At 42.5% G+C, this 25,769-nt stretch carries 23 protein-coding genes; 7 read left to right on the top strand and 16 right to left on the bottom strand.

Annotated elements, in window-relative coordinates; all coding sequences use genetic code 11:
• Positions 1 to 3: 3 nt before the first annotated feature.
• The 5 genes from folK to FCN14_RS13065 all read right to left on the bottom strand — a co-directional run bounded on the left by folK (position 4) and on the right by FCN14_RS13065 (position 3,962).
• Entirely contained in the window at positions 4 to 492 is a 489-nt protein-coding gene (gene folK, locus FCN14_RS13085) for a 2-amino-4-hydroxy-6-hydroxymethyldihydropteridine diphosphokinase (protein WP_138431742.1), read from the bottom strand.
• Positions 477 to 839 (bottom strand): dihydroneopterin aldolase, encoded by a 363-nt coding sequence (gene folB / locus FCN14_RS13080; RefSeq protein WP_138431741.1) that lies wholly within the window; start codon positions 837 to 839, stop codon positions 477 to 479. The genes folK and folB overlap by 16 nt, the downstream gene beginning before the upstream one ends.
• Before the next feature lie 2 nt (positions 840 to 841).
• The gene (gene dnaA / locus FCN14_RS13075; RefSeq protein ID WP_138431740.1) at positions 842 to 2,293 is read right to left on the bottom strand and encodes a chromosomal replication initiator protein DnaA; all 1,452 of its coding nucleotides are present in this window, start codon (positions 2,291 to 2,293) and stop codon (positions 842 to 844) included.
• A gap of 395 nt (positions 2,294 to 2,688) precedes the next feature.
• Positions 2,689 to 3,552, bottom strand: coding sequence for a peptide chain release factor N(5)-glutamine methyltransferase (prmC, locus tag FCN14_RS13070; protein ID WP_138431739.1), 864 nt, complete (start codon positions 3,550 to 3,552; stop codon positions 2,689 to 2,691).
• Positions 3,553 to 3,572: 20 nt separating this feature from the next.
• Positions 3,573 to 3,962: a hypothetical protein gene (locus FCN14_RS13065; protein WP_138431738.1), complete on the bottom strand. Its 390-nt coding sequence runs from the start codon at positions 3,960 to 3,962 to the stop codon at positions 3,573 to 3,575.
• A 202-nt stretch (positions 3,963 to 4,164) separates the two neighbouring features.
• Here FCN14_RS13065 and FCN14_RS13060 point away from each other — a divergent pair, with 202 nt between their 5' ends.
• From FCN14_RS13060 to FCN14_RS13040, 5 genes are all read left to right on the top strand, one after another.
• Positions 4,165 to 5,028 (top strand): hypothetical protein, encoded by an 864-nt coding sequence (locus FCN14_RS13060; protein ID WP_138431737.1) that lies wholly within the window; start codon positions 4,165 to 4,167, stop codon positions 5,026 to 5,028.
• A gap of 178 nt (positions 5,029 to 5,206) precedes the next feature.
• Positions 5,207 to 6,493, top strand: a complete 1,287-nt coding sequence (gene eno / locus FCN14_RS13055) for a phosphopyruvate hydratase (RefSeq protein ID WP_138431736.1) — start codon at positions 5,207 to 5,209, stop codon at positions 6,491 to 6,493.
• A gap of 88 nt (positions 6,494 to 6,581) precedes the next feature.
• Positions 6,582 to 7,712, top strand: coding sequence for a DNA replication/repair protein RecF (gene recF / locus FCN14_RS13050; protein ID WP_138431735.1), 1,131 nt, complete (start codon positions 6,582 to 6,584; stop codon positions 7,710 to 7,712).
• 10 nt (positions 7,713 to 7,722) lie between these two features.
• A complete protein-coding gene (locus FCN14_RS13045) occupies positions 7,723 to 8,025 on the top strand; it encodes a DciA family protein (protein WP_171032928.1) in 303 nt (100 codons plus the stop codon).
• A gap of 70 nt (positions 8,026 to 8,095) precedes the next feature.
• Positions 8,096 to 9,097 (top strand): CdaR family protein, encoded by a 1,002-nt coding sequence (locus tag FCN14_RS13040; RefSeq protein ID WP_138431733.1) that lies wholly within the window; start codon positions 8,096 to 8,098, stop codon positions 9,095 to 9,097.
• Positions 9,098 to 9,110: 13 nt separating this feature from the next.
• On the opposite strand, the gene FCN14_RS13035 is transcribed toward FCN14_RS13040, so the two are convergent.
• From FCN14_RS13035 to rplM, 8 genes are all read right to left on the bottom strand, one after another.
• Entirely contained in the window at positions 9,111 to 10,361 is a 1,251-nt protein-coding gene (locus FCN14_RS13035; RefSeq protein WP_171032927.1) for a 4-hydroxy-3-methylbut-2-enyl diphosphate reductase, read from the bottom strand.
• A 135-nt stretch (positions 10,362 to 10,496) separates the two neighbouring features.
• Entirely contained in the window at positions 10,497 to 14,018 is a 3,522-nt protein-coding gene (gene smc, locus FCN14_RS13030; protein ID WP_138431732.1) for a chromosome segregation protein SMC, read from the bottom strand.
• Between the two features lie 82 nt (positions 14,019 to 14,100).
• Complete coding sequence (gene frr / locus FCN14_RS13025) at positions 14,101 to 14,670, bottom strand: ribosome recycling factor (protein WP_138431731.1); 570 nt, start codon at positions 14,668 to 14,670, stop codon at positions 14,101 to 14,103.
• A 63-nt stretch (positions 14,671 to 14,733) separates the two neighbouring features.
• A complete protein-coding gene (gene pyrH, locus FCN14_RS13020) occupies positions 14,734 to 15,459 on the bottom strand; it encodes a UMP kinase (protein ID WP_138431730.1) in 726 nt (241 codons plus the stop codon).
• 120 nt (positions 15,460 to 15,579) lie between these two features.
• Positions 15,580 to 16,413, bottom strand: coding sequence for a translation elongation factor Ts (gene tsf / locus FCN14_RS13015; RefSeq protein WP_138431729.1), 834 nt, complete (start codon positions 16,411 to 16,413; stop codon positions 15,580 to 15,582).
• A 57-nt stretch (positions 16,414 to 16,470) separates the two neighbouring features.
• Positions 16,471 to 17,313 (bottom strand): 30S ribosomal protein S2, encoded by an 843-nt coding sequence (rpsB, locus tag FCN14_RS13010; RefSeq protein WP_138431728.1) that lies wholly within the window; start codon positions 17,311 to 17,313, stop codon positions 16,471 to 16,473.
• A gap of 150 nt (positions 17,314 to 17,463) precedes the next feature.
• The gene (gene rpsI / locus FCN14_RS13005) at positions 17,464 to 17,850 is read right to left on the bottom strand and encodes a 30S ribosomal protein S9 (protein ID WP_138431727.1); all 387 of its coding nucleotides are present in this window, start codon (positions 17,848 to 17,850) and stop codon (positions 17,464 to 17,466) included.
• Between the two features lie 6 nt (positions 17,851 to 17,856).
• The gene (gene rplM / locus FCN14_RS13000; protein WP_138431726.1) at positions 17,857 to 18,300 is read right to left on the bottom strand and encodes a 50S ribosomal protein L13; all 444 of its coding nucleotides are present in this window, start codon (positions 18,298 to 18,300) and stop codon (positions 17,857 to 17,859) included.
• A 250-nt stretch (positions 18,301 to 18,550) separates the two neighbouring features.
• On the opposite strand from rplM, the gene acnA reads away from it, so the two are divergent.
• Positions 18,551 to 21,277, top strand: coding sequence for an aconitate hydratase AcnA (gene acnA, locus FCN14_RS12995; RefSeq protein ID WP_246043173.1), 2,727 nt, complete (start codon positions 18,551 to 18,553; stop codon positions 21,275 to 21,277).
• A 150-nt stretch (positions 21,278 to 21,427) separates the two neighbouring features.
• Positions 21,428 to 22,579, top strand: coding sequence for a histidine kinase dimerization/phosphoacceptor domain -containing protein (locus tag FCN14_RS12990; protein WP_138431724.1), 1,152 nt, complete (start codon positions 21,428 to 21,430; stop codon positions 22,577 to 22,579).
• A gap of 142 nt (positions 22,580 to 22,721) precedes the next feature.
• Here the strand turns inward: FCN14_RS12990 and FCN14_RS12985 are convergent, their stop codons facing one another.
• From FCN14_RS12985 to FCN14_RS12975, 3 genes are read right to left on the bottom strand one after another with little or no spacing between them, the layout of a single operon-like run.
• Positions 22,722 to 23,888 carry an FAD-dependent oxidoreductase gene (locus FCN14_RS12985; RefSeq protein WP_138431723.1) on the bottom strand — a complete coding sequence of 389 codons (1,167 nt, stop codon included), beginning with the start codon at positions 23,886 to 23,888 and terminating at the stop codon, positions 22,722 to 22,724.
• A complete protein-coding gene (locus FCN14_RS12980) occupies positions 23,881 to 24,576 on the bottom strand; it encodes a methyltransferase domain-containing protein (RefSeq protein ID WP_138431722.1) in 696 nt (231 codons plus the stop codon). Before FCN14_RS12980 ends, FCN14_RS12985 begins: the two co-directional genes overlap by 8 nt.
• A complete protein-coding gene (locus FCN14_RS12975; RefSeq protein WP_138431721.1) occupies positions 24,576 to 25,682 on the bottom strand; it encodes a type III polyketide synthase in 1,107 nt (368 codons plus the stop codon). The genes FCN14_RS12980 and FCN14_RS12975 overlap by 1 nt, the downstream gene beginning before the upstream one ends.
• Between the last annotated feature and the right edge of the window lie 87 nt (positions 25,683 to 25,769).

The raw sequence follows: 25,769 nt of genomic DNA, 5'->3' as shown, positions 1-25,769 counted from the left end.
AGTTTACCAACGTAAATCGGATTTTTTAACTCGGAGGGTGTCAGCCTCAGTAATAAGTTTGGCTATCGATCTACCCGTCCGGGGATCTTGCCAAAGGGGAATGACCTCTTTTAGCGGTTCTAAAACAAACATCCGTTTGTCGTATTCCGGATGGGGAATGATAAGATTATCGGATTGAATCACCAAGTCGTCATACGAAATAATATCGAGATCGATGGTTCGGGCACTCCACCGCGGGTGATCCGCCTTGCGGCCATGTTCTTGCTCAAAATTTTTGAAGGATTTGATAAGCGGTTCCGGTTCTATTGTACTGTTGAGTACCACTATTGCGTTATAAAAATCGCGTGTTGAGGGGCCTACCGGCTCGGTGATATAGATAGCAGAGTGCTGGATGGGAGTCTCGGAGAGATCACTCAAAAAAGCTTTGGCGTCGGAAAGATGTTGTTGACGGTCTCCCACGTTGGAGCCTAGTGCGACTACGACCGTTGCCATGTCATGCTGATTTCGGAATGAGCAGTTTCGGTGTTGAGCGGAGGAGAGAGTTTGCGCACGGTAACCGTAAGTTCTTGCACCCGGGGAAGGGTTTCAAAGAGGTCGTCACCAATATTTTTAGCCAGCGTCTCAAGTAGTTTTACCGAGGGGCCATGCATTACCTCCGAGACAACCTCTTCGGCTTTTTGGTAATCGATAGTATCAGAAAGTTCATCGGTGGCCCCAGCTTGCCGAAGAGGTGCCTTAAAGGTGAGATCAATTTCAAAGTCATTGCCGTTATCGCGTTCCTCCTGGTAGTATCCGTGGAAAGCCCGGTAGCTAAGTGCTTTAAGCGTGAGCGTTTCCATGGTTAGAGTGTAGAAACTTCAATTTTTTGGTGCAGTTCATCAACAATACGTTTGTGTTTGGCCGTGGTCTGCATGCGTTCTTCTACCGTTGAGATGGCATGGATGACCGTCGAGTGATCGCGTCCTCCAAAGTGAAGCCCAATTGTTTTGAGACTGGAATCGGTAAACTGTTTGGCCAGGTACATTGCAATCTGGCGTGCTTCCACAATTTCCTGCTTTCGCGTCTTTTCACGAACCTTGTTGGTATCGATACCAAAGTATTCGCAGACGTAATTTTGAATCTGCTCTATAGAGATAGAGGTGTGTGATTCCTGTATCATATCTTTGAGCACGCGCTTGGCCATTTGTGGCTCAATCTCATCCACATGCTGTAGCGAAGCAAAAGCGAGAAGCTTAATAATGGCTCCCTCAAGGTCGCGCACGTTAGATTTAAAGTTGTGGGCGATAAATTCGAGCACATCGTGCTGCAGCTCTATGCCGTTGTCGTTGGCTTTCCGCTCCAATATAGCATACCGTGTTTCATATTCCGGAATCTGCAGATCGGCACTCAGTCCCCAGCTAAAGCGAGAGATCAACCGTTCTTCAATATCAGGAATCTCGCGCGGTGCGCGATCACTGCTCAAGATTATCTGTTTACCATCTTGGTGCAGAGCATTGAAAATGTGAAAAAATTCTTCTTGCGTTTTCTCTTTGCCGCTAAAGAACTGGATATCATCAACAATTAGAACATCGATCTGGCGATAGAACATGGTGAATTCGCTGGCCCGGTTGTTTCGTATGGCCTGTACGAATTCATTCGTAAAGCTTTCAGAAGATATATATAAAACGGCTATATCATCGCCGTGTTCTTTTTTTACTCTGTTCCCGATACTTTGTATCAGGTGTGTTTTTCCAAGGCCGGTACCCCCATAAATAAAGAAAGGGTTGAAAGAGTTGCTTCCCGGATTTTCAGCAATAGCCATTGCCGCCGAGCGTGCCAGGCGGTTACAGTCTCCTTCAATATATCGATCGAAGACATAGCTGGAGTTAAGGTTGGAATCGATTTTCGTTTTTTGAATACCCGGTATTACAAACGGATTCTCAATTTTACCCGGGCTGTACTCAGAATATCCTTTCACATCTTGTTGTTGGTTGCTGTCTGGTGGCATCGGTTGTTGCGGTAACCGTACCGACTTGTTTTTACTCTCATCCTCAGACTTTTCTAAAAGAACGGAGTATTCAAGCTTTCCCTCTTCGCCCAATACTTTTGCAAGTGTTGAGCGTAACATCCCATAATAATGTTCTTCAAGCCATTCGTACCAAAATTGACTGGGTACCTCAATTGTGAGTGTACCATTGTCAAGTTTTACCGGATCAATAGGTTCGAACCAAGATTTGTACTTTTGGTAACTGATGTTATCCCTGATAATTTCTAGGCACTGCTCCCACGCAGTATCGGCAGAAATTGTATTCAACGTCCCGTAACCTCCTCTAAAGATTAATAATTAAAACACTTGGACTCTTATAGTTATCCACACGTTTTGTGTACTGACCTCATTTGGCGTGAAATGAAGATGATAATTTCAGCGGCAGATGTCAAAAAAATATTTCGCCCATAGTAAAAAGTTATCCACAATGCTCTAAACATTGTAAGTGCATGATGCACAACGACTTAGTATTTTTTACACATTTCTATCAAATAGGACTTGACAGTACATAATACTGCGCTAACATAGATTTCACCTGTGATTAATACAGTGAGGCGACTATGAAAAAAGTTTTCAACAAGTTATCCACATCGAAATGTTGATTGCTTCAGGGTGGGTAAAATTAACTAATAGTGAACTACGAAATTTTTATAAAAAGAGGTTTATTTAAGAAATGCTACGATAAATCGTGGTTTTTTATCGTAGTCGTGATGAATCGTGGCATCCCATATTGCATCATCAAAAAGGCCCTGTATTTTGTCGGCATAGCTCTCGTGCAGTTCCAGGTAGAGTGCACCATGCTTGGTAAGGTTTTTAGCGGCATAATCGATAATAGTGCCGTACATATGATCTATTTTATCAAAGAAGAGTGCCTCATGGGGTTCGTACTCTTTGACTTGGGGCTCAAGCAGTTCTTCCTCACCAGGGGTAATATAGGGAGGGTTAGAAACGATGATATCGAAAGGTTGTTTATCAGATATGCTTTCAGAAGAAAGTATATCAGCTTTAGTAAAAGAAACAGTGACCTCGTTTTGTTTAGCATTTTCCCGGGCCAACTCGAGAGCATCTTCAGAAATATCAATGCCGGAAACGGTCCATTGGGGGCGCTCCATTTTAAGAGCAATGGGGATACAGCCAGAACCGGTGCCTAAGTCAATAACATTTTTAGGCTCATCCTCTTCGTGGTTATCAAGGAGAATTTCTACAAGTTGTTCCGTTTCGAGCCGTGGAATAAGTACACGTTTATCAACCGATATTTTTGCATGCATAAAATCGGTGAACCCAATGATATATTGTAGGGGCTCATGCTTAGCCCGACGTTTTACCATCGGCCGAAGTGTATTGAGTTCTTGGGGAGAGAGGGGGCGGTCGTACTTCAGGTATAAGTCTAGCCGCTTAATATCCAGGGTATCGGCCAGTAGCCACTCTATGCTGTGCCGTGGGTCGGGAATGTCTTTTTCTTTAAAAAAGTCAGTAGCCCATTCCAACATGGAAAGGACCGTCCATTCCTCGACCTTGGAGCTCATGGCAACAGTTTAAGGGGTTATTACTCGCCTTTTTGAGGAGCTTGCTCTTTTTCTTGTTGAACGGTGAGTCCGAATCGTTTACCGAAATCAAGTATGAATTCGATAACTTCATCATCAATAGTTCGCTTTTCTTCATCAAGAGAACTGCCTCGGAATCCCATGCGACCGCCGGTTTTCTTCAGCTCAAACCGGCTTTGCTTACCGGTAAATTCAATAATGCAGGTAAGGGTTACACTTGCGTTTATCTGTTTTTCATATTCTTCATAAACCGCAACATGAACCTCGTCGTTGGTGTCCGAAGATTTGTAATTGTACAAGTATTTCGGTTCAATTCTATCAAATAGTTGGTTCGGCATGCGTCTTAAAGTATCTGCCGGACCATAAACAAGATACTTGCTTACAGTTGCCATAATGTGTTAACTTCGATTGGATAATTACTTAGATTGTAAAGAGCCTGAATAAAAGTTTTTATTCAGCCATAGTCAAGTATTTTAAAACATTTTTTAATATTATTTTATAATAGATTAGGAGATATATAATTTTTGTCTTAAATGACTGTTATACTAATATCTTTTGTTAATTGCATGAATGTAAATTGTGATCAACTAAACCATGATGGATTCTAAACTTTTAAAGGCCGGTATCACATTATTTTTTCTGATATCCCTAACTATGGTGGCGGCAAATGAAGCGCAGGCTCAACTGGAAGAGCCACCCGTTGTTAAAGCTCCTAACCCGCAAACACCACTCTCCGAAGGGGTGAGTAATGAATATGGATTAGATCTGATTGTCAATAATTTCGGTTTCGGATTGGGAGTCCATTACGGGCGATATATAGGACCATTTACTGCAATTACATTCCGATCGGGGATTACGGGCATTCGAGATGCAAGTGAACAGACATTTCAAAGTTTTTTTACTGGTAATAAAATTATCCCGAATAAATATAAGCGTGCTTTTGGGTTTCCATTCTTGTTTGGAATAAAACATCGTATTTTTCCAGAAAAAATTGCTGATAATTTCCGTCTGTTCGTTAATGTTGGTGCGGGTCCCGCTATGGCATTTACTTATCCTTATGTTCAAGATGGTAATAACAATGGGTTCCGAGATTTCGTCGCAATTCAAGCTCCGGGGGGGGGGACGTTCCTATCTCCGGCAGAGCGAGTAAATGATTTTTTCACTGGATGGAAAAAGGGAGAAACGCATTGGGGACTTAATGGTGAGATTAAAATTGGTGCCGACCTCGGAAGTACCTTTGCAGGCCAGACTACAATAGAATTCGGGTATTTTTTCTATTATTTCAAGCAGGGGCTGCAGATTATGGAACCGTATAAACCTTATGGTTATAGAGCGCCCCAAAACGGATTTCCGGGTACTCCTATAGAAAAAAAAGATGGGGAACGTAATCCATTTAATCCTTCGCAGAAGTATTTTGGAACCCCACAGATAAAAATTACAATTGGCGGGATGTGGTAATACTGCAATTTGAGGGTGCAAGATGTTGTATACTTATGATCAGCACACCACACATCTTGTGCCCTTGTTCTATTCTCTCCCATAAGTGTTTTATAATCTGTTAATCCCCTCTTTACCGATAGGTAAAATCCTTGTACCTTAGTCCACAATTCTACAAGTAACAAATAGATATTTAAAAATGAGCTTTATAGACGAAGTTATTGGTCGCCAAATTATTGATTCACGTGGAAATCCAACAGTAGAAGTTGACGTTGTATTAACGAACGATATGATGGGGCGGGCAGCAGTGCCCTCAGGTGCTTCAACAGGAGAGTATGAGGCTGTTGAACTGCGGGACTCTAACTCCGATGCCTATTTAGGAAAGGGCGTCAGTCAAGCGGTAGAAAATGTAAATACAATTATTGCTAGTGAACTGAGGGGCTTGGAAGCTTTTAACCAAGTAGAAATTGATAATACCTTAATTGAAGTTGACGGTACTGAGAATAAAAGTAAGCTTGGCGCCAATGCGATGTTGGGCGTTTCATTGGCTGTTGCGGATGCTGCATCCAATGCTTTAAACCTTCCTCTTTGGAGATATATCGGGGGTGTTAACGCAAAAGTGCTTCCATTGCCTATGATGAATATTATTAATGGTGGTTCGCATGCCGATAACAATGTGGATCTCCAGGAGTTTATGATTATGCCTAGCGGAGCCGCCTCATTTTCTGAAGCGATACGTATGGGTTCTGAAATTTTCCATCACCTTAAAAAAGTCTTGAGTAGTAAGAACTACAGTACAGCCGTGGGTGATGAAGGTGGTTTCGCTCCCAATCTAAAGTCAAATGAAGAGGCGGTTGAGGTAATTTTACAAGCGATAGAAAAAGCAGGATACACTCCCTCTGATGAAGTCGTAATTGCTCTGGATCCGGCAACAGCTGAATTTTATAACGCCGAAAAAGAGGTGTATGAATTCCGTTGGAGCGATGGCAGTGAGCGTACAAACGAAGAGATGGTCGATTTTTGGAGCAGTTGGGTAGATAAATACCCGATTGTATCTATTGAAGATGCACTTGACGAAAATGACTGGGATGGCTGGAAAAAGCTTACCGATGCTGTTGGTGATAAGGTGCAACTTGTGGGAGATGATCTTTTTGTTACCAATACAGAGCGTCTGGCAAAAGGGATAAAGATGGGGGTTGCCAATTCCATCCTCATTAAAGTAAATCAGATAGGTACCCTCACAGAAACACTCGATGCTATTGAGATGGCTCACAAAAACGATTATACCGCAGTAATTTCTCACCGATCCGGTGAAACAGAAGACACTACTATAGCCGACTTGGCAGTAGCGACCAATGCCGGGCAAATTAAAACGGGATCAATGAGCCGTACCGATCGAATTGCTAAATATAACCAACTGTTACGTATCGAAGAACAGTTAGGTGATAATGCAATCTTCTTAGGAGGCGATGCATTTGGATTTTAATGCTAGGTGGGCAGTGCACGAAATACCATTGCTCATACCTTGTTCCCTTTTTTATTCACCTGGAACTGAAGTACTTACCGGTTTTTGAATGCAAATAACGAGCCTGAAGCTACAAAATTTTCGAAATCATATAGAAACGATCGTAGATTGGGCTCCACACATGAATGTGATAATCGGCCAAAATGGTGCGGGTAAAACTAATCTCATTGATGCTATCCATTATTTGTGTATGAGTCGCAGTTTTGTTTCCAGCAGCGATATGTATGTAGTCAATCAGGATGCGACTTTTTTTATGATTAAAGGGCATTTTGAGGGAAATATTCGTTCCAGTTTTGATGTTGGATGTTCCTATTCACGGGGAGAAGGGAAAAAGATATTTGTAAATGAAAGTCCGTTGGATAGGCTTTCTGACCTTATCGGTATGGTACCGGTGGTGGTACTTTCGCCGCGAGATAAGAAATTAACAAGCGAGGGTCCGAGCGAACGTCGTTCTTTTATTGATTCTTTTATTAGCCAGATTTCTCCTGCTTATTTGCAGGATTTGCTTGACTTTCGTAAAGCCCGGAAGCAGCGCAACAAGTTGTTGCAACAGTTTAGAGGAAGCAGGGAGGTGCTTGTTTCATATCTGGAGCCATGGAATGCTCAGCTGTTGGAATATGGTACCCGTATTGTAGCCAAGCGTACCCAAGTGCTCAATAATTTTCAGGATTTTCTTGCCCGTGAGTATGAAGTAATTTCGGGTATGCGCCATGAGCCGCATCTTGAGTATCAAACGTTTTGTGAGCCCGATGAAGATGTAGAGACGATCCACAATCGTTATAAGGCCAAGCTCGAAGAAGAGCAAGATCATGAAATAGAACGGGAACTCACTCTGGTGGGGCCGCATCGCGACGAAATTGTTTTTTATCTGGATGATTTTGAGCTGCGTAAATATGGATCGCAAGGCCAGCATCGTTTATTTGCACTGGCTTTGAAACTGGCCCAGCTTTTGTATTTTTCGGAAGAACTAGATGATCTCCCGATTTTTTTGCTGGATGACGTGTTTGGAGACCTGGATGCTCAACGCACGGAAGTATTGCTAAATGCGTTAATTGAGCACGCCGGGCAGACTTTTGTAACAGCTGCGAATCCTATTCCATTTGATGATTATCTTGAATTTGATGGAGAAAAAAATCGTAAATTTAAAGTTGAAAGCGGCAATATTAATCGCTTAATATAAAAATATTACTGTGGGACGCTATCGTTCAAATACTCCAAAGTCGCTTAAAGATGCGTTGAAAGATTTTCTTGATGACTATCCTCATCGCAAGAGATTAAAGCGTGGTATGATTTTGTCGATGTGGGAGCGAACAGTAGGTGAAAAAATTGCTGAACAAACAGATAATGTTCATTTTGAACGTGGCAATCTTATAGTGCATGTGAAGAATCCGGCTTGGCGACAAGAGATACATATGAAGCGCTTTAGTATTGCAAAGAAGCTGAATGATAAAGTAGATGAAAAAATCATAAAGGAAATTGTGGTGCGTTCTTAAAGGTTTTCAAAGCTCCCTTGCAATGGATTTAGCCTCGAATTATATTGGCAGGAACCCCTAATATCTAGTAATGTCCAGATTCGAAGAATATAAAGAAAAATTTTTATCAGGCTGGTGGGAGGACTTTGTTAAAAAGTCTGACGAAGAAGCGGAGCTGGAAATTGGGCGTGAACGCATTGTGGTATTTGCAGTAGCACTGATTCTTGCATTCTGTTTTTGGCTGATGGTCAACTTAAGTCGAGATTATAATCTTAATGTCGAGTTGCCAATCTCTCTTGGGGCGGTCCCTGAAAATAAAGCCTTGGCCGAAGACCTTCCCGATAAAGCCACAGTCAGTGTATCCGGAGAAGGATGGAAACTTATTAACCTGTACAACAACCCTCCGTCTATTAATGTGGATGTGACCAATGAAGAGGTTAATGTTTACGATCAGGTTCAGCAACGCATGAATACACTACCTGATATAAGCGTACAGAAAGTTCAGCCTCTTGTTCTTACCGTTGAACTTGAAGAGAGCGCCTCTAAGAAGGTGCCGGTACTTTCCCGTGTGAACGTTTCTTTTGACAAGCAGTATGATTTTATTGAGCAACCAGTAATTACTCCGGACAGTATCACTATTACAGGTGCTCGTTCTCTGCTTGATGATATCACAGCATGGCCCACAGATTCAGTAGATATCTCTGGTGTTTCAACTGATTTGTCGCGATCGGTACAACTTAAAGAAGCGAGTAAGTTGGTTAATTTATCTCGGCAGCAAGTTGAATTTAATGGCACGGTATCTCAGTTTACAGAAGGAGAAATGGAAGTGGACGTTTCTGCCCGAGACCTACCTCTGGGGCGCAGTATAAGTTTTAGCCCCTCATCCATTACCGTTACGTACCGTGTGCCAATTGGAGAATATAATGACGTTCAAAAGATCAATCCTTTCACAGCTTATATTACAGACAGGCAGATCAAGCAGGATTCATCTGGTTTTATTACACCAAAAATCGAGCAGACCGAAAATAAGTATCATATTAAGATACGTTCATTTCAGCCGCGAAGTATTGCTTATTTTATGGTACTGGACTAATGGGGGAACGTAGTTAAGCTACTTCTTCCAGCTTTTCTTCGAAAGGGGCAATAATATCTTCTACCTGTGCCGTTTCGTCAAAAAAGGAGAGAATCTTTAAGATAACTTCATCAACCAGCACATCCGGGCAAGAAGCCCCGGAAGTAATAGCAATATCAACAGGATCTTCATCCATGGGCAGCCATTCTTCGGTAGTTTTAAGTTCTTTATCCCATTGATCAAAATGCTGTATTTCACCTGCAGAGGAGAACTCTTCAGCGTCACGCACATGGTAGGTCGGGAAAGAGTGTTCCAGAATTTCTACTAGGTGCATGGTATTTGAGGAGTTATAACCGCCTACTACTATAGCCAGGTCACTCTTCGTTTCGCCCAATGCTAGAGTCGCCGATTGATTCTCGTTTGTAGCATAACAAAGGGTATCAGAAGTGTCGGCAAAGTGATCGAGAATATCAGCCTCACCATATTTTTCAATGGCGGCAGTTTTAAGAATTTCCATCACTTCTTCTGTTTCTGTGGCAAGCATCGTGGTTTGATTGATTACCCCGAAATGTTCCATATCGTTGTGGGGATCAAAACCCTCGGTGCTTTTATGTCCGAAATGTTCGTCAAAGTCAGATTTAGGACGGTCGCCCGTAAGAATATCAGCTAGAATCTGGGCTTCTTCGGGGTTTAAGACAACCACACACTCAGAGTGGTCTGCATTGTGAGAAAAGGTCGCTCGTGTTTCTTCATGGCGATGTTTGCCGTGGATAACTAAGGAATGGCCTTTTTTGCCCAGCTGTTTGCCCCGTTTCCAAACTTTCTCTACAAATGGGCAGGTAGTATTGTACTCGTAGGGGTCAATACCTTGTTCTTTTAACCGTGCCTGCATTTCCAGAGTAGTGCCAAAGGCCGGTACAATAACGAGATCATCTTCATCCAGCGATTCAATGGGGATTAGTTCTGTTCCGTCGGTTTCAAAAAGGAATTTGACGCCGCGATCCAGGAGGTCTTCATTCACCGTAGGGTTATGGATCATCTCGCTAAGCAAGTAGATATCTTTATTCGGGTTATCGGCAACGGCTTTGTAGGCAATATCTATTGCGTTTTCTACTCCGTAGCAAAAACCGAAATGGCGGGGCACATGAAAACGTACCGGACCAAAGTCTAATATGCTGGGCTCCAAGTCCTTCTTGCGGGGGTCCATCACCTTGTTGGCATCTTTAACTTTGCGAATGATCGGTGATTGGTAAATTTCTGGAATATCGAACGTCTTGCGGCCCATAGGTAATAGTAGTTGCTGTCTTAAATTTAGCTACTGAATATACGGAGATTAGCGTCAAACATCACGGGAGACAAGTAAACAAAATTCTAAATAGAATCGATCTTTGTTCTATGTCAAATCTTAAGTCTCACCACTCTAAACTTCTGCAACTTCATCTAACTTTACGCCCACAAGCTGACTGACGCCCGTTTCCGGCATCGTTACGCCATACATCATCTCTGCCTTACTCATCGTTTTCTTGTTGTGGGTAATGATGATAAACTGTGTGTCTTCACTAAACTGCTTAATCATCGCAGAAAAGCGTTCGATATTGGCATCGTCGAGCGGTGCATCAACCTCATCCAAAACACAGAATGGTGAAGGCTTCACAAGATAGATGGCAAAGAGTAGGGCAATAGCGGTTAAGGTTTTTTCCCCCCCTGAAAGCTGGTTAATAGTAGAGGGACGTTTGCCCTTAGGATTTGCTTTTATTTCAATGCTCGCATCCAGCGGATCTTCGGCCTCCTGATCAATGACGAGATCACAATAGTCATCGTCATTAAAGAGTGTATGGAATACTTTCTGGAAATTAACCCGGATCTTCTCAAAAGTTTCGTTAAATCGTTCAGTCGCTGTTTCATTGATCTGGGCAATTGTTTCGCGAAGTTCTTCTGCCGCCAGCTGGAGGTCGGCCACTTGTTCCTCATAAAAATCCAGGCGTTCTTTCTCTTCTTCAAACTCTTCAATAGCCAAGGGGTTAACCTCGCCAATCTTATTGAGCTTTTGCTTAAGCCAAGATATACGCTTTTTGGCTTCGTCCGCCTCTGTATCCTTTGGAAGCTTCTCATCAACCTGATCCATCAGTATGCCATAAGTCTCCCAAATATGGTCAGAAAGATTCTCAATCTGCATTTCGTACTTCTCTTTCGACATAGCCAAGTGGTGCACCAGCTCCATATTTACCTCTTTACGGCGGCGTACTTCTTTAAGTTCTTTCTCTATTTCATTAATTCGACCACGTTGTTTGCCGGCCGCTTCTTCGGCATTTTCAAGCTTTTTATCGGCTTCCTGTTTCTGTTCTTTGAGTTTTTTCAGCTTATCTTCAGCCTGTTCAATAGCCGAACTGTATTTTTCAATGCGTTCTTTGGCTTCTTTCGTCTTCTCTGAACGAATTTTGAGGCGTTCCTTCAGGTTTTTAATTCCACTCTGAGCACGTTTTATATCACGTTCGTGATTTTCGACTTTATTCTTAAGATCTTGGTGCTTTAGCTTGGCATCGTTAAAGCGTTCTTGGGCAATAGAGCGTTCTTCTTCGAGCTGCTGCAGAATTTCTTTCTTTTCTTCTTGCTGCTCGTGCAGGTCTTTTAGCTTTTGTTGAAGTTCTTTTTGACGGGGTTGCAGCCGGTCAAGCTCTTGTTGCGACTGGTCTTCGTTGTTGATGAGTGATTTTCGGCGACTTTTCAGCTCTCCAATATTTTTTTCGTAAATCTCAATTTTTTGGGTAAAGCTGTTAATCTTGTTGCTGATTTGGCGGGCTGCCTTTTCTTTCTCTTTGAGCTTTTTTTCAATAGCAGTGAGGTCGATGCCGCGGTACTGTTCTTGTACCTGTTCAAGCTTAGATTTTGATTCCTCAATTGTACTGCTAATCTTGTTAGCTCTTTCTTCCAGTTTGGCAATCTTATCTTTAAGACCAACGCGAATACCAGCATTTTTACTTTTGCTTCCACTCTGTAAAAACTGCTTGCCGGTTACCACTTCGCCGTCCAAAGTAACACCGATCGTTTCATTATTGGATACCCCTTGATAAGCGTGATTAACCGAGTCGTAGAGCATTACATTGCCGAGCAGAAGTTCTTTGAGCCCCGAAAACGTATCATCACAATCTACTTTGTTGGCTAGTGAGTCGTTAATAGTATTATACGAATTTGATAGCTGGTCTAACGGAATAAAAGTAGCCCGACCTTTGTCGTTCTCTTTAAGTATCTTAGCCGCTCGGCGTGCATTATCGAGTGTGTCCACCACTACATAGTTGAGCGCGTCGCTAAGCACGGATTCCAGCGCAATAGCGTGTTTCTCATCCGTGGATAGTAAGTTTGAAACAACATCCAATAGTTCAAACTGCTCTGAGTGGTTTTCTAGCAGAAATTGTACACTCGAAGGAAAAGCCTCATTAGAACTGGCGATATCACGGAGCAGCTCAATTTCAGATTCAACGGAATCAAGGTTGCTTTGGTGACTGCGTATTTGGTCTTTAAGTTCGTTCTGTTTATCCCCTAGTTCTTCGCGTTTTTTTCGAGACTGCTCCAGTTTTTCTTGCTGTTCCTCAGTTTCCTGTTCAGCCTTTTCCAGCTTTTCGCGAAGCAGCTTTGTTTCACCGCGGTAGTTCATTATTTCGTCTTCCAGCTCTTCAATCTCTTCCCTGATCCGAATAAGATCACCTTCTGTGTTTTCCAGACGAGATTCTATCTTTATGCGTTTGGTCTGGAGGTCATTGAGATCCTGGTTTGCTTGACTAAACTCCCGGTCCAGTTTCTTCAGTGAGTCGCGTTCTTCTGAGTATTGTTCCTGAATCTCAGAATATCGTTTTTTAGATTCACTAAGATTTTTCTCGGCCTTCTGAAGGCTTCCGTCAAAGTTTTCCAGTTTCTTTTTACTGCTTTCAAAAGCTTCGCGGAGATCTTCAAGATCTTTCTCACCTTGTTCAATATCTTTTGTGTACTGCTCAATAACCCCTTTCTCATTACTGATCTTTTCGTGCGTTATCTGCAGGTTGGTCTCGGTATCCCGTATCTTGGAGTGCAATTGGCTAACCCGGCGTTGCGCTTCTGACTGTTTGCGTTCTTTTTCATTGAGGGCACTGCGAGCCGATTCGATCTCTTTTTCAAGCTTATCTGCCTTAGAGACAATCTCTTTCTTCTCTTTGTCGGCATTATCAATACGTTCTTCAAGCGGTTCTAGCTCCTCTTTAATTTGCACATATTCGTATTTGTTGAGGGCTTTATCGAGCTGTTCAAGTTCTTTCTTGAATTTTTTGGCTTGTTTGGCTTTTTCAGCCTGCTTTTCAAGTGATTTTGTTTTTTTTCGTACCTCAACAAGAATATCTTCTACACGCTGAAGGTCCTCTTCGGTTTCATCGAGTTTACGAAAGGTTTTTTTTCGCTTTTCTTTGTAGCGGGTAATACCGGCAGCCTCTTCAAACAGGTGGCGCCGGTCGTTGTTTTTATCATTGAGGATCTCCTCTACCATCTTTAGCTCAATTACGGAGTAGGCATCAGAACTCATGCCGGTATCCATAAAGAGTTCGGTAATATCTTTGAGCCTACAGGTAGTGCCGTTAATCAGGTATTCACTCTCTCCAGAGCGGTAGAGACGTCGACTAATAGTAAGTTCATTATACTCGGTAGGTAGTAACCCCTTGTTATTAACAAAAGTGAGCGACACTTCAGCCATGCCAAGAGCGTTTTTCTTGGCAGTACCGTTAAAGATCACATTCGCCATACTTGATGAGCGAAGAAGGGTAGGGCGTTGTTCACCCAGCACCCATCGCATGGCATCAACAATATTAGATTTTCCACAGCCATTGGGACCAACAATAGCCGTTATCCCTTTATCAAATGAGACATTGGTTTTGTTCGCAAAACTCTTAAATCCCTGTAATTCGAGTTCGGATATATACATGCATTAGCTATCAAATGAAAAGACTCAAATAATGATCAATAATTATTTGAGTCTTAAGTGTTTGAATATGGAGCTCCTGAATTTAAACAGTCATGATTTCTTCTTCCTTCTTATCTGAGAGCTCCCCAACTTGTTCAGTATGATTATCGGTAATACTCTGAATCTCTTCTTCAGCCTCATAAAGAGAATCTTCGGGAAGAGATTCATTTTTCACCGTTTTTTCGATCTCTTCATTGGCATCGCGACGAGTATTTCGAATAGAAATACGTGCTTCTTCAGCGAGTTCATTTACCCGTTTTACCAACTCCTTACGGCGTTCTTCAGATAAAATCGGAAGAGGAATACGAATAATATTGCCATCATTATTAGGATTTAACCCCAAACCGGAAGACATAATAGCTTTTTCAATCTCTTCAAGTGCTGATTTGTCGAAAGGCTGTACCGTAAGTAGCCGTGCCTCGGGGGCACTTACATTAGCCAGCTGGTTCAAAGGGGTTTGCGATCCGTAATAATCAACTTTGATCCCGTCTAAAATAGAGGGTTGTGCTTTACCTGCACGAATATGAGAAAGCTCTTTGCGATAATGTTTTACAGCACGATCCATTTGCTGATCGGCAGATTTGATAATAGACTGTAGTTCTGGAGGAATCATAATATTCGTGTGTTATTAATAGTCTTTTTTATACTGATATCAGTCAAAAAGAATTTAAGAAATTCAGGAATCTTCCCAAACTACTTCAGATCCTACTGAATTATCACCTGCTAACACTTTTTTAAGATTTCCGACCTTGTTCATATCAAAAACAATGATTGGGGTCTCATTTTCACGACATAGGGTAAAGGCGGTAAGATCCATGATGTCAAGCCGACGATTGAGTACTTCTTCACCGCTAATAGTATGGAATTTTTCTGCATCAGGGTTCTTTTCCGGATCAGAATCAAAGATTCCATCAACACGAGTTCCTTTAAGAATCACATCTGCTTCTATTTCAATAGCCCGAAGAGAAGCTGCCGTATCAGTAGTAAAGTAGGGATTACCTGTTCCTGCACCGAAAATAACGACGCGCCCTTTTTCGAGATGTCGGATGGCACGTCTGCGGATATAAGGTTCGGCAATTTCTTCCATTCGAATAGCAGACATCAGCCGGGTATGAACTCCCATGCGTTCGAGAGCATCTTGCAGGGCCATACTGTTAATCATTGTTGCCAGCATACCCATATAGTCGCCCTGTACCCGATCCATGCCTTCGGTAGCACCTTTGACGCCCCTAAAGATATTTCCGCCGCCTACAACGACCGATACTTCGTACCCTTCGTCGTGAATAGATTCAATTTCTTCGGAATACTGTGTCAGGATATCTCCGTCAATGCCATGACCTTGTTCACCGAGTAGTGCTTCGCCGCTCACCTTCAGTAAAACCCGCTTGTATTTATTTGCCACTTTTCTTCTGTTGGAAGTTGAATTAATAGTTAACGTGCCGATTAGCTATTGTAATTGTATAATCCCTTAAGCATAAAAAAAAGGCTACCAAATTGGTAGCCTTTTTGAAAATCAAATGTTTTAGGAGTCTTCTCCAAGCTGAATCCTGTGAAAGGATTTTACGAGGGGAGTATCATTTTGTTTGAGATACTCTTCAACAGAAAGACTGTTGTCTTTCACAAACTTTTGTTCCAGCAGTACCCGTTCTTCATAGAAGCGTCGAAGCTTTCCTTTAGATGCTTTTTCAGCAATTTCTTCTGTTTTGCCTTCTTCAAGCAGCTGCTCTTTAGCGATTTTAAGCTCTTTTTCTACTATTGAGCTGTCAACGTCGTCGCGTGTTACTGCAATCGGATTCATGGCAGCTACCTGCATGGCCACATCTTTACCTATGCTGTCGTCAGAAATCTCACCTTCAAACTCTACTAGTACTCCCAGTTGGTTGCCAGGGTGGATGTAGGAAATTAGATAGCCATCAGAATTGGTAAAGAGAACACGGTTGATCTTAATCTTTTCACCAATTTTTCCGATCATATCTTTGAGTTGATCAGCAACTGTAAGGCCATCAACCTCTGTCTCCAGAAGTTCATCAACTGAGTTGATCTCGTTTTCAAAAACGATATCAAGGAAGTTTTGCGCATCTTCCTGAAAATCATCATTACGAGCAACAAAGTCAGTTTCACAGTTAATTTCCAATGCAGCGGCTTTGCTACCGTCATCACTTACACGGCTAACAACGAGGCCTTGGTTGGCTTCGCGATCAGCTCGTTTTTCAGAAAGCTTTTGTCCTTTCTTACGAAGAATTTCAGTGGCTTCATCAAAGTCGCCATCTGCTTCTTGAAGGGCTTTTTTACAGTCCATCATGCCAGCCCCTGTTTGTTCGCGTAGTTCTTTTACGTCTTTTGCAGAAATACTCATTTTGGCGTTACGCTATTTAATGTTCGTTTTGTATTTATTGTTGTACCGGGTTGGATGTTATTCTTCTTCGTCAGAAGAGGAATCATCCTTTTTGTCTTTACGTCGTGAGCGACGCTTGCCGGTAGCTTTAATCTTTTTCTTCACTTCTTGCTCTTCCGCTTTTTTAGCATCCTGAGCTGCTTGTTGCATCATCTCTTCTTCGCTATGAGATTCGCGCTCAGCATTTCCTTCAATAATAGCATCGGCAATTTTAGAAGTTATCAATTGAATGGTACGGGCAGAGTCATCATTGCAAGGAATAATGTAATCCGGAATATCGGGATCACTGTTGGTGTCTACCATAGCAACAATAGGGATGTTAAGCTTCACAGCCTCGTTAACAGCAATATGTTCTTTGATCGTGTCAACGACAAAAATAGCACCGGGAATATGCCCCATGTTGGCAATACCACCGAGGGTTTGCTCAAGTTTTTCTTGCTCACGTTCCAGCATAAGAGCCTCTTTCTTGGTAAGCTCATCAAAAGTACCGTCTTGGCTCATACGCTCAATCTCTTCCATTCGAGAGATGCTCTTTTTGACCGTAGAGAAGTTTGTAAGCATTCCACCAAGCCAACGATGCGTAGCATAAGGCATACCGCAACGAATAGCTTCGGTTTTAACAATGTCTTGAGATTGTTTCTTGGTTCCTACAAAAAGGATAGTTTTTCCGGCGCGTGCAAGTTTAGTGACTTCATCCAGCGCTTCCTGGAAAAACTTTTGTGTCTTTTTGAGGTCAATAATGTGAATCCCGTTACGCTCCATGAAGATAAATTCCTTCATTTTGGGATTCCATCGGCGAGTAAGGTGCCCGAAGTGGGCGCCCGATTTCAATAGTTCTTGTAGATCTGGTGTTTTAGGCATAGGTATAGATTTGTTTTTGAGTTAATCCTCTATACAGGTCGTCCCCGGCGCTAATCTGCCAAGGGCAGACACTCGGCGCACTGAGTCGCTGTATATGTGTGATTAAATTGTGTGTGTTGGAAAAAAGAAAGCGTAAAAACGCGCGGTATATTAACGCTTGGAGAACTGGAATTTCTTACGAGCACCAGGTTGTCCATACTTCTTGCGTTCTACCATACGATCATCACGAGTAAGAAGGTCATGTGCTTTCAATACATCATGCCACTCTTCGTTGTGATCGTCAAGAGCGCGAGCAAGCGCGTGCTGAATGGCTCCGGATTGTCCGGTAATGCCACCGCCGCGTACCGTTACCTTAATGTCGAACTGGTCTTCAGACTCAGTTACTTCAAGAGGTAAGGTAGCAACATTCTGATGTGCCTTAGTTGCGATATAATCTTCCAGAGGTCGTTTGTTTACGATAAATTCTCCCGATCCTGGCTTGATATATAATCGCGCTGTCGAAGTCTTTCTTCTTCCGATGAAGTTTTTCTGTTCCATTCGTTATTAAAGCTCGATTTTTTCTGGTTGTTGTGCTTCTTGTTCATGTACCGGACCAGCATAAACGCGCAGGTTTGTCATTAGTTTGTCACCCAATTTGTTTTTGGGTAACATGCCTTTGATGGCTTTTTCCATGACAATCTCTGGCTTGTGTTCCAGCAACTCTTCAGCCGAAGTAAAACGCTCACCACCGGGGTAACCGGTATACCGGAAATATTCCTTTTGCTTCAACTTGTTGCCTGTCAGCTTTACCTTGCTGGCATTGATGACTACAACATTGTCGCCGGTATCCATATGAGGGGTAAACTCGGGCTTGTGCTTACCTCGCAGGTACGTTGCTACTTTAGAAGCAACGCGTCCGAGAGCATGCCCATCGGCATCAACAAGAACCCATTTCTTTTCGATATCACTCGGTTTAGCGGAGTAGGTCTTGTAACTATTCGTGTCCACGGTTAAAAATTGTTTAAAATTGCTTTTCTGTGAAGTCCCGCAAAATAGGCTTATTTATTTCCATTTGCAATGCTGAAGATATTAAAATTTTTATTACTGGATTCTCTGCTTCTTATAGATAGAAATCCGGCATATCGTGAGATAGAGCAGTAAAAGTTATCTTTATTAAAGAAAAGAAACTCTTAAAAAAAAGTTGTATCTTTGCGATACCGTAAAAAGTGTGCTTAAGAAGTAGAGTGTTAATTTTGAAATGAAGAAAAAGATGAGCAAAGAAAATAAGTTTGCAAAAACACGCATTCCCTTTGACACGGGATCCGGTGAGGCCGATATGTACAGCTTGCAAAAGCTGGAAGAGATGGGCTATGGAAAAATGGAAAAGCTCCCATTTACAATACGGGTACTGCTCGAAGCAGTACTTAGAGAGTACGACGGTTATGCGTTTACCGAAGACGATATTGACAGTTTAGCGAACTATAATGCAAAAGACCCGCAGGGAGAGATCCCTTTCAAACCTTCACGTGTGGTACTGCAAGATTTTACTGGCGTACCTGCTGTTGTTGATTTAGCTGCATTACGATCTGCGATGGATCGCATGGGCGGACCTCCAACTTCTATTAACCCGAAGGTGCCGGTTGATCTTGTTATTGACCATTCGGTACAAGTTGATGAGTTCGGGCAGGAATATGCTTTTATGCATAATGTGGAGAAAGAATTTGAACGTAATCGTGAGCGTTATGAGTTTTTGAAGTGGGGGCAAAAAGCGTTTGATGACTTCCGGGTTGTACCTCCCGGGCGCGGAATTGTGCATCAGGTAAACTTGGAGTATTTGGCCAAAGGGGCATTTGTCCGCGAAGAAGAGGATGGTTCTACTATCGTCTATCCTGATACTTTGGTAGGAACTGATTCACATACCACGATGATTAACGGTCTCGGCATTTTGGGCTGGGGCGTTGGCGGTATTGAAGCAGAAGCTGCAATGCTGGGACAGCCGATCCACATGTTGGTTCCTAAAGTAGTGGGTATGAAACTGACCGGTCAACTTCGTGAAGGTGTTACGGCGACGGATCTTACCTTAACGGTGACAGAGATGTTGCGAAAGCATGGCGTTGTAGGTAAATTTGTTGAGTTCTATGGTGACGGTTTGAGCAGCATGAGCCTGCCTGATCGTGCTACTATTGCAAATATGTCTCCTGAATATGGTGCTACCATGGGCTTCTTCCCAATGGATGAAGAGGCAATGCGTTATATGCGTGCTACCGGTCGTGATGTTGAACATGTTGAGATTGTAGAGCGTTATATGAAGGAGCAGGGATTATATCGTACAGAAGGTACGCCCGATCCGGAATTTTCCAGCACTCTTGAGCTGGACTTGAGTACGGTAGAAACATCCCTTGCGGGACCTAAGCTGCCGCATGATCGTATCACCCTTCCAAATATGAAGTCTACCTTTGAAAGTAGTCTTACCAGCGACGATCCCACGATGGGTTTCAACTTGGAGCAAGAAAAGCTTGCTAACAAAGGAACCTTTAAGAATGGACAGGAGATGGAGATGACCCACGGAGATGTGGTTATCGCTGCAATTACCTCTTGTACCAACACATCAAACCCAAGCGTAATGTTGGGTGCCGGTATTGTTGCGAAGAAGGCATTGGAAAAAGGTCTCAAAGTTCCACCTTATGTGAAAACTTCTTTGGCACCGGGATCACGGGTAGTAACAGAATACCTCGAAGAGGCCGGCCTCACCGATTATATGGACAAGCTTGGATTTAACCTCGTGGGATATGGGTGTACTACTTGTATAGGAAACTCCGGTCCGTTGCCACAGCCCGTTGAAGATGCCGTTAAAGAAGGCGACTTGATTGTTGCTGGTGTTCTTTCCGGGAACCGAAACTTTGAAGGTCGTATTCACCCATATGTGAAAGCGAATTATCTGGCTTCTCCACCTTTGGTTGTGGCTTACGCCCTTGCCGGTACCGTTGATATTGATCTGGAGAACGAACCGATCGGTAAAGACAAAGAAGGCAATGATGTGTATCTCAAAGAGATATGGCCTACAGCAGATGAGATTGCTGAGCACCTCGACAATGCAATTCGCCCCGAGCTCTTCGAAGAGCAATATGGAGATGTGTTCGAATCCGAAGAGTGGGATGAAATTCCTGTAGATGGTGGAGAACTCTACGAATGGAAAGAGGAATCTACATATATTCAAGAGCCGCCATTCTTTATGGATATGGGAGAAGAACCCGATCCGATTACATCTATTGAAGATGCACGGGCTCTTGTTAAAGTTGGAGACTCAATTACGACTGATCACATTTCACCTGCTGGTAACATTAAAGAAGACAGTCCTGCTGGGGAATACCTGAAAGATCATGGAGTAAAGTATGAAGACTTTAACTCTTACGGTTCTCGACGCGGTAACGATCGTGTTATGACTCGCGGAACTTTCGCTAACGTACGCTTTAAAAATCAGTTGGCACCGGGTAAAGAGGGAGGTTTCACTAACTACTTCCCCGCAGATGAGATTACTACTATCTTCGATGCTGCCACCCGATATAAAGAAGACGATACTCCACTCGTTGCCCTTGCCGGTAAACAGTATGGTACGGGATCATCTCGAGATTGGGCTGCCAAAGGTACCGATTTGTTAGGTGTTGAGGCGGTAATCGCGACTTCTTATGAACGTATCCACCGATCTAATTTGGTAGGTATGGGGGTGTTACCTTTGCAGTTTAAGGAAGGTGAATCTGCTGATACCCTGGGACTTGATGGATCAGAAGAGTTTACCATTCATTTGTCTGATGATCTGAAAGCACAGGATAAGGTGAAAGTAGATGCCAAAAAGTCCAATGGAGAAACGATCTCTTTCGAGACGGAATGTCGAATCGATACACCGGTCGAAATTGATTACTATCGTAATGGAGGAATTCTTCACTACGTATTGCGGGAATACCATCGCGCAGAAAAGAATAACTAAGATCAGTAGTTCGTTTCTTTTTTTTCTTAAAAGCCCGGCCATTGTGGCCGGGCTTTTAATTTGTATATTATTAAATAGTACTGTTTATGTTTTGATAAAAAAATGGTAACGTAGGTTATAATAAAGAAATCTAAAAGAGATAGTTATATTATGCCATCTGCCAATAAGGCTTACCCGGGCAGTATAAGTGGTGATAGTCTTCAAATGTTGTTAGAAGAATTTAGTAGTCTGAACAGGGCTGTTGAACTCAAGGGAGTTTTACAAAGAAGCTTGGAAATCATTAAAAAAGTGATGAGTTCTGAAGCAAGTTCACTAATTTTGTTAGATGAAGATTCCCAAGAATTAGTTGTGAGTATCCCTTCAGGACCGGTGCGCCATGAAGTTCGGGGAAAACGTATTTCGCAAGATGAAGGGGTGGCCGGTTGGGTGCTGGAACATGAACAACCCTATTTTTCAAATAATCTTGAAGAAACTGGTATCTTCGGCGGTGAGCTTTCAGATAACTTTACGACAGAGAGTATTATTTGTGTACCTCTTTCTGGAAAAAATGGAAAGGTGATAGGCGTGCTGGAGGCTATCAACAGAAAAGGAGAGAAAGGGTTTTCTGAAGATGATATTCCTGTGTTTAAAGCACTTTCTGAACATGTTGCACATACAATTGAACGTACACGAGAGCTAGAAAATTTACAGCAACGCGCTCAGGATAAAGAGATTATGCTAACAGAAGTGAGCCATCGCATTAAAAATAATCTACTTACGATAACAGCTCTTATTGAGATGGAGATGCCTGAGGTTGATGAAGTTTCTAAGGAGGTACTTCAAAAAACTTGTGCTCGTATCGATTCTATGGCCGAAATTCATGATCTGCTATATCATAATGATTTAAAGAAAGAAATAGATCTGGGTGAATATATCGGGCGTCTTACCGAAAAAATATCTTCTATGCTGGCCAACCCTTCACAAGATATTGCTGTGAGAATTAAGGCAGAGTCGGTATCGATGGATACTGAGCGGGGTATGTGTTGCGGGTTGCTACTGAATGAGTTGTTAGTCAATGCATATAAGCACGCATTTAAAGATGATGTTGCTACGGGAGAAATTCAGATCGATCTGGTGCAAAATGAAAATATGGTACAATTGGAAGTAGCCGATAATGGCGAGGGGCTGAAAGATGATTTTTCACTCGGTAATACGGAGTCGGTTGGAAGTTGGCTTATTGATGTATTACTTCGAAGATTGGAAGCATCCATGGAAATAAATCGTGAGGGGGGGGCTAGTTTTGTCATCTCTTTTGAGCAATAAATGCTTTAGCAGAGGCTTTTATAAAATTAGTTTAGGAAACAGCCGCTAAACATATGGCAATGAGAAAATGACGTTCTCATTATAAAGGTTAGCAACGATTCCAAAACAAGAGCGAAGCAATAGAAAATTGTGAAGTTACCTTTTAGATGATCCACCGATCTATTCCCCGCATCGTAAAAAGTTTTGCCATAAGCTTGGATATCGGTTTTTGAAGCATCGCTTTTACAACCAGGTTTCGAGCAGAAGGAAATGCTACACGCCGTCCCAGTCGCATATTGAGTTCTGCTCTTCGCATGCAATTTCTTGTGGTGACGGTATGTTCATTTTCAAAATCTTTTAAGTTAGCATCTGCTTTTTCGCCTTTATTGAAGATGTGATGGAAGCTTTCTGCAAGTTTCCATGCTCCAAGCCAGCCCAAATTCATCCCTTGGCCGCCTATAGGACTCACTACATGCGCTGAATCACCGACGAGAATAATACGATTGTCAACCATTGGGTGGGCTACTAATTTTTGAACTCCAAAGCTACTGAGCATGCTGTGAGTTGCTCCTGCTAATGAATGGGCAATTCGGTTTTGTAGACGGTCTAAAATATCCGCTCGGTTTGGATTCTTAATATATTGGTCAGTTTTGATGACCCAGCGTCGTTTTTGTTTGGGTAGTGGAAAAGATTCAATTAATCCTTCATCACACAGAAAAATAGCGGCGTCTGTTCCAAATTCGGTGTTGTCATCAAAGTCTCCCATAATGTAGGTATCCGGATAGGATCGTCCGTCAAAAGAGCTGTCCATCTGCTGCCGTACCATACTGTTTTTTCCATCACATCCTATTACATAGTCGGCATTGACTTTCTGCTGTTTTCCCCGGTAGTGAAATGAGACGATAGCCTGTTGCTTATTTTGTGTAATTGATGATACCTTTGCTCCCCGTTTTATTATGTTGGGATTCCTTTTATTAAGCTCATCCTGGAGGATTTTTTCAGTCCTTTCTTGTGGTAGAGCTAAAATAAAGTTGAAAGGTTTAGTACATTGCTCGAAAGAAAGAGTGCCTAATTTTTTGGTATTAGAGAAAGCATGTCCGTTGGTTATTTTGATACCCTGTTGGGTGAAGTTGTCTGCAATGTTCAGCTTGGCAAATAGTTCCAGTGATGTCGGGTGGATTCCCAGGGATCGCGAGCCTTTGCGAACCTCTTCTCTTTTTTCCAATATCACACAGGAAATACCTACTTGTTCAAGACAGATACCCAGGAATAGGCCTACCGCTCCGGCTCCTACGATTGCCAATTGGTATTTCGGGGGACACTTACTCATGCTCAAAGGTCAATATTAGGCGAAAAGGAAAAACGGAAGTTACCTGCCATTTATCAGGAACAGTATTGCGGAGTTCTTTTAGCGTATAACTTCTTTTGATAGAAGTTATACCGTCTTCAGTAATAAAGGAGCTGCGGAAAAGTGGGCGTGCCAAGAGATTGAAAAAAAGATAGGCCCAGTCACTACGCTGAATATCATTGAAAATTACTTTTCGAATGCTTAATGCTTTTGCCCGTTTCAACATTTTGAGCAGTTCCTTTTTGCTAAGGTGATGAATGAGATGGTTGGCGATGACAACATCAAACTTATTTTCTTTGGGCTTAAGCTCTGAAAGTTCACACTGCCAAAATGAGATATTTGACGGGTATGATAGTTGCTGAACATAATTAACGGCTCTGGGATCCGGATCGATGGCCGTTATATGAAGGTCGAATCCATCGCCTTTTGCCCATTGGGCCAATTTTATGGGGATATCGCCCCCGCCAAAACCGATATCAAGTATGGCGTTAGAGGTGTTAGTATCTAAAAGAGGACGAATTTCGTTTTTATAGATTCGATACCATTGAGAGATTAGGCTGTTGATGGTACTAAATTGCCTATAAGTGTTTTCAAGTTCTGAAAGGTCACAACCGGGATCATCCATTCGTTCTGTACTCTTGGTATCTCGATTCGATAAGAAGAGCGTCATTAGCGTTGGGTGATTTTAGTTAATAAGCTGCTTTCCATGGTGAGGCCCGGGCCAAAAGCCATTGCTAACACAGTTTCATCTTTTTCGGTTTCAGGCCGTTTGAGTAGATCATCTAATACAAATAAAATAGTAGCACTACTCATATTTCCGTACTCTGCCAGGGTGGCACGCGAAGATGCCAGTTGTGATTCATCCAGTGAATAGCTTTGTTCAACTTTATCCAGGATTGCGCGACCTCCGGGATGGATTGCCCAGTGTTTGATCTGTTCGGGTTTCAGCTGGTAGTTTGCCAAAAGGGGAGCAAGAGCTTGGGGTAAGTTTGATTCAATGATGTCCGGAACGTAGCTCGAAAGTACCATATCAAAGCCTGTATCACCAATAGACCAAGCCATATCTTGCTCACTTCCATCTGCAATGGAAGTGGAAAACTGATTCAATTCGTAGCCGTTTTGTTTCGGCTTTGTATGATTGATTAACATTCCCGCAGCACCATCTCCAAAAACGGAGGCGGAAATGAGGTTGTCTGGTGAAGTTGAATTTTGAAGATGTATGCTGCAAAGCTCAAGACATACAACCAATATGTTGGCATTAGAATTAGACTCAGCAAATGATTTTGCCATTTTCATTGCAGGGAAAGCGGCAAAACACCCCATGAACCCAAGATGAAAGCGCTGGGTAGAGGCAGAAAGGTCAAGTTTCTTGATAATTTCGAAGCCCGGTTCTGGAGCAAAAAAACCGGTGCATGATACGGTAATCACATGGGTGATATCTTCTTTGGATATACTGCTGCTTTGTTGGATCGTTTTGCGAGCGGTTGCTACAAAAAGTTCTTTGGCTTTTTGGGTGTAATATTTATTACGAGTGCCTGTAGAGGGTGTATTTAAGGAGCCATCTTTTTCAAAAAAGAATCGTGCAGAGCCGTTTTTGTCAAAATCGTTAATAACGGTATGGCGTTTATTGATGCCGGATTTCGAATAGATACGATGAATGATGCGCTGGGAGGTTTTTCCGTTTCCGATATACTCCTTCATCCGATTGCGAAGAAATTCCTGTTTATAAAAATGTTCTGGCACGATTGTGGCAATATTATGAATAAAGGCAGCCATTGATGAGGTGTTGGTGAACAGTTACAGTTTATACTGTATTACCCTAATTATGCGGTAAAAATTCCCAATTTCAATTCTTTTACAAAA

The organism is Fodinibius saliphilus (genome assembly GCF_005869845.1).
Lineage (GTDB): Bacteria > Bacteroidota > Rhodothermia > Balneolales > Balneolaceae > Fodinibius > Fodinibius saliphilus.
Note: the sequence above shows the minus strand (reverse complement) of the source record. Positions and strands in the feature narration are given on the sequence as shown.

Coding starts and splice junctions, on each gene's coding strand:
- FCN14_RS12975 (WP_138431721.1), bottom strand. CDS start 25,682: ATGGCTGCCTTTATTCATAATATTGCCACAATCGTGCCAGAACATTTT.
- folB (WP_138431741.1), bottom strand. CDS start 839: ATGGAAACGCTCACGCTTAAAGCACTTAGCTACCGGGCTTTCCACGGA.
- FCN14_RS13065 (WP_138431738.1), bottom strand. CDS start 3,962: ATGGCAACTGTAAGCAAGTATCTTGTTTATGGTCCGGCAGATACTTTA.
- tsf (WP_138431729.1), bottom strand. CDS start 16,413: ATGAGTATTTCTGCAAAAGACGTAAAAGAACTACGCGAACAAACAGGG.
- FCN14_RS12985 (WP_138431723.1), bottom strand. CDS start 23,888: ATGAGTAAGTGTCCCCCGAAATACCAATTGGCAATCGTAGGAGCCGGA.
- FCN14_RS13040 (WP_138431733.1), top strand. CDS start 8,096: ATGTCCAGATTCGAAGAATATAAAGAAAAATTTTTATCAGGCTGGTGG.
- FCN14_RS12990 (WP_138431724.1), top strand. CDS start 21,428: ATGCCATCTGCCAATAAGGCTTACCCGGGCAGTATAAGTGGTGATAGT.
- FCN14_RS13060 (WP_138431737.1), top strand. CDS start 4,165: ATGATGGATTCTAAACTTTTAAAGGCCGGTATCACATTATTTTTTCTG.
- folK (WP_138431742.1), bottom strand. CDS start 492: ATGGCAACGGTCGTAGTCGCACTAGGCTCCAACGTGGGAGACCGTCAA.
- eno (WP_138431736.1), top strand. CDS start 5,207: ATGAGCTTTATAGACGAAGTTATTGGTCGCCAAATTATTGATTCACGT.
- acnA (WP_246043173.1), top strand. CDS start 18,551: ATGAAGAAAAAGATGAGCAAAGAAAATAAGTTTGCAAAAACACGCATT.
- FCN14_RS13035 (WP_171032927.1), bottom strand. CDS start 10,361: ATGGGCCGCAAGACGTTCGATATTCCAGAAATTTACCAATCACCGATC.
- FCN14_RS12980 (WP_138431722.1), bottom strand. CDS start 24,576: ATGACGCTCTTCTTATCGAATCGAGATACCAAGAGTACAGAACGAATG.
- frr (WP_138431731.1), bottom strand. CDS start 14,670: ATGATTCCTCCAGAACTACAGTCTATTATCAAATCTGCCGATCAGCAA.
- recF (WP_138431735.1), top strand. CDS start 6,582: ATGCAAATAACGAGCCTGAAGCTACAAAATTTTCGAAATCATATAGAA.
- rpsI (WP_138431727.1), bottom strand. CDS start 17,850: ATGGAACAGAAAAACTTCATCGGAAGAAGAAAGACTTCGACAGCGCGA.
- prmC (WP_138431739.1), bottom strand. CDS start 3,552: ATGAGCTCCAAGGTCGAGGAATGGACGGTCCTTTCCATGTTGGAATGG.
- smc (WP_138431732.1), bottom strand. CDS start 14,018: ATGTATATATCCGAACTCGAATTACAGGGATTTAAGAGTTTTGCGAAC.
- rpsB (WP_138431728.1), bottom strand. CDS start 17,313: ATGCCTAAAACACCAGATCTACAAGAACTATTGAAATCGGGCGCCCAC.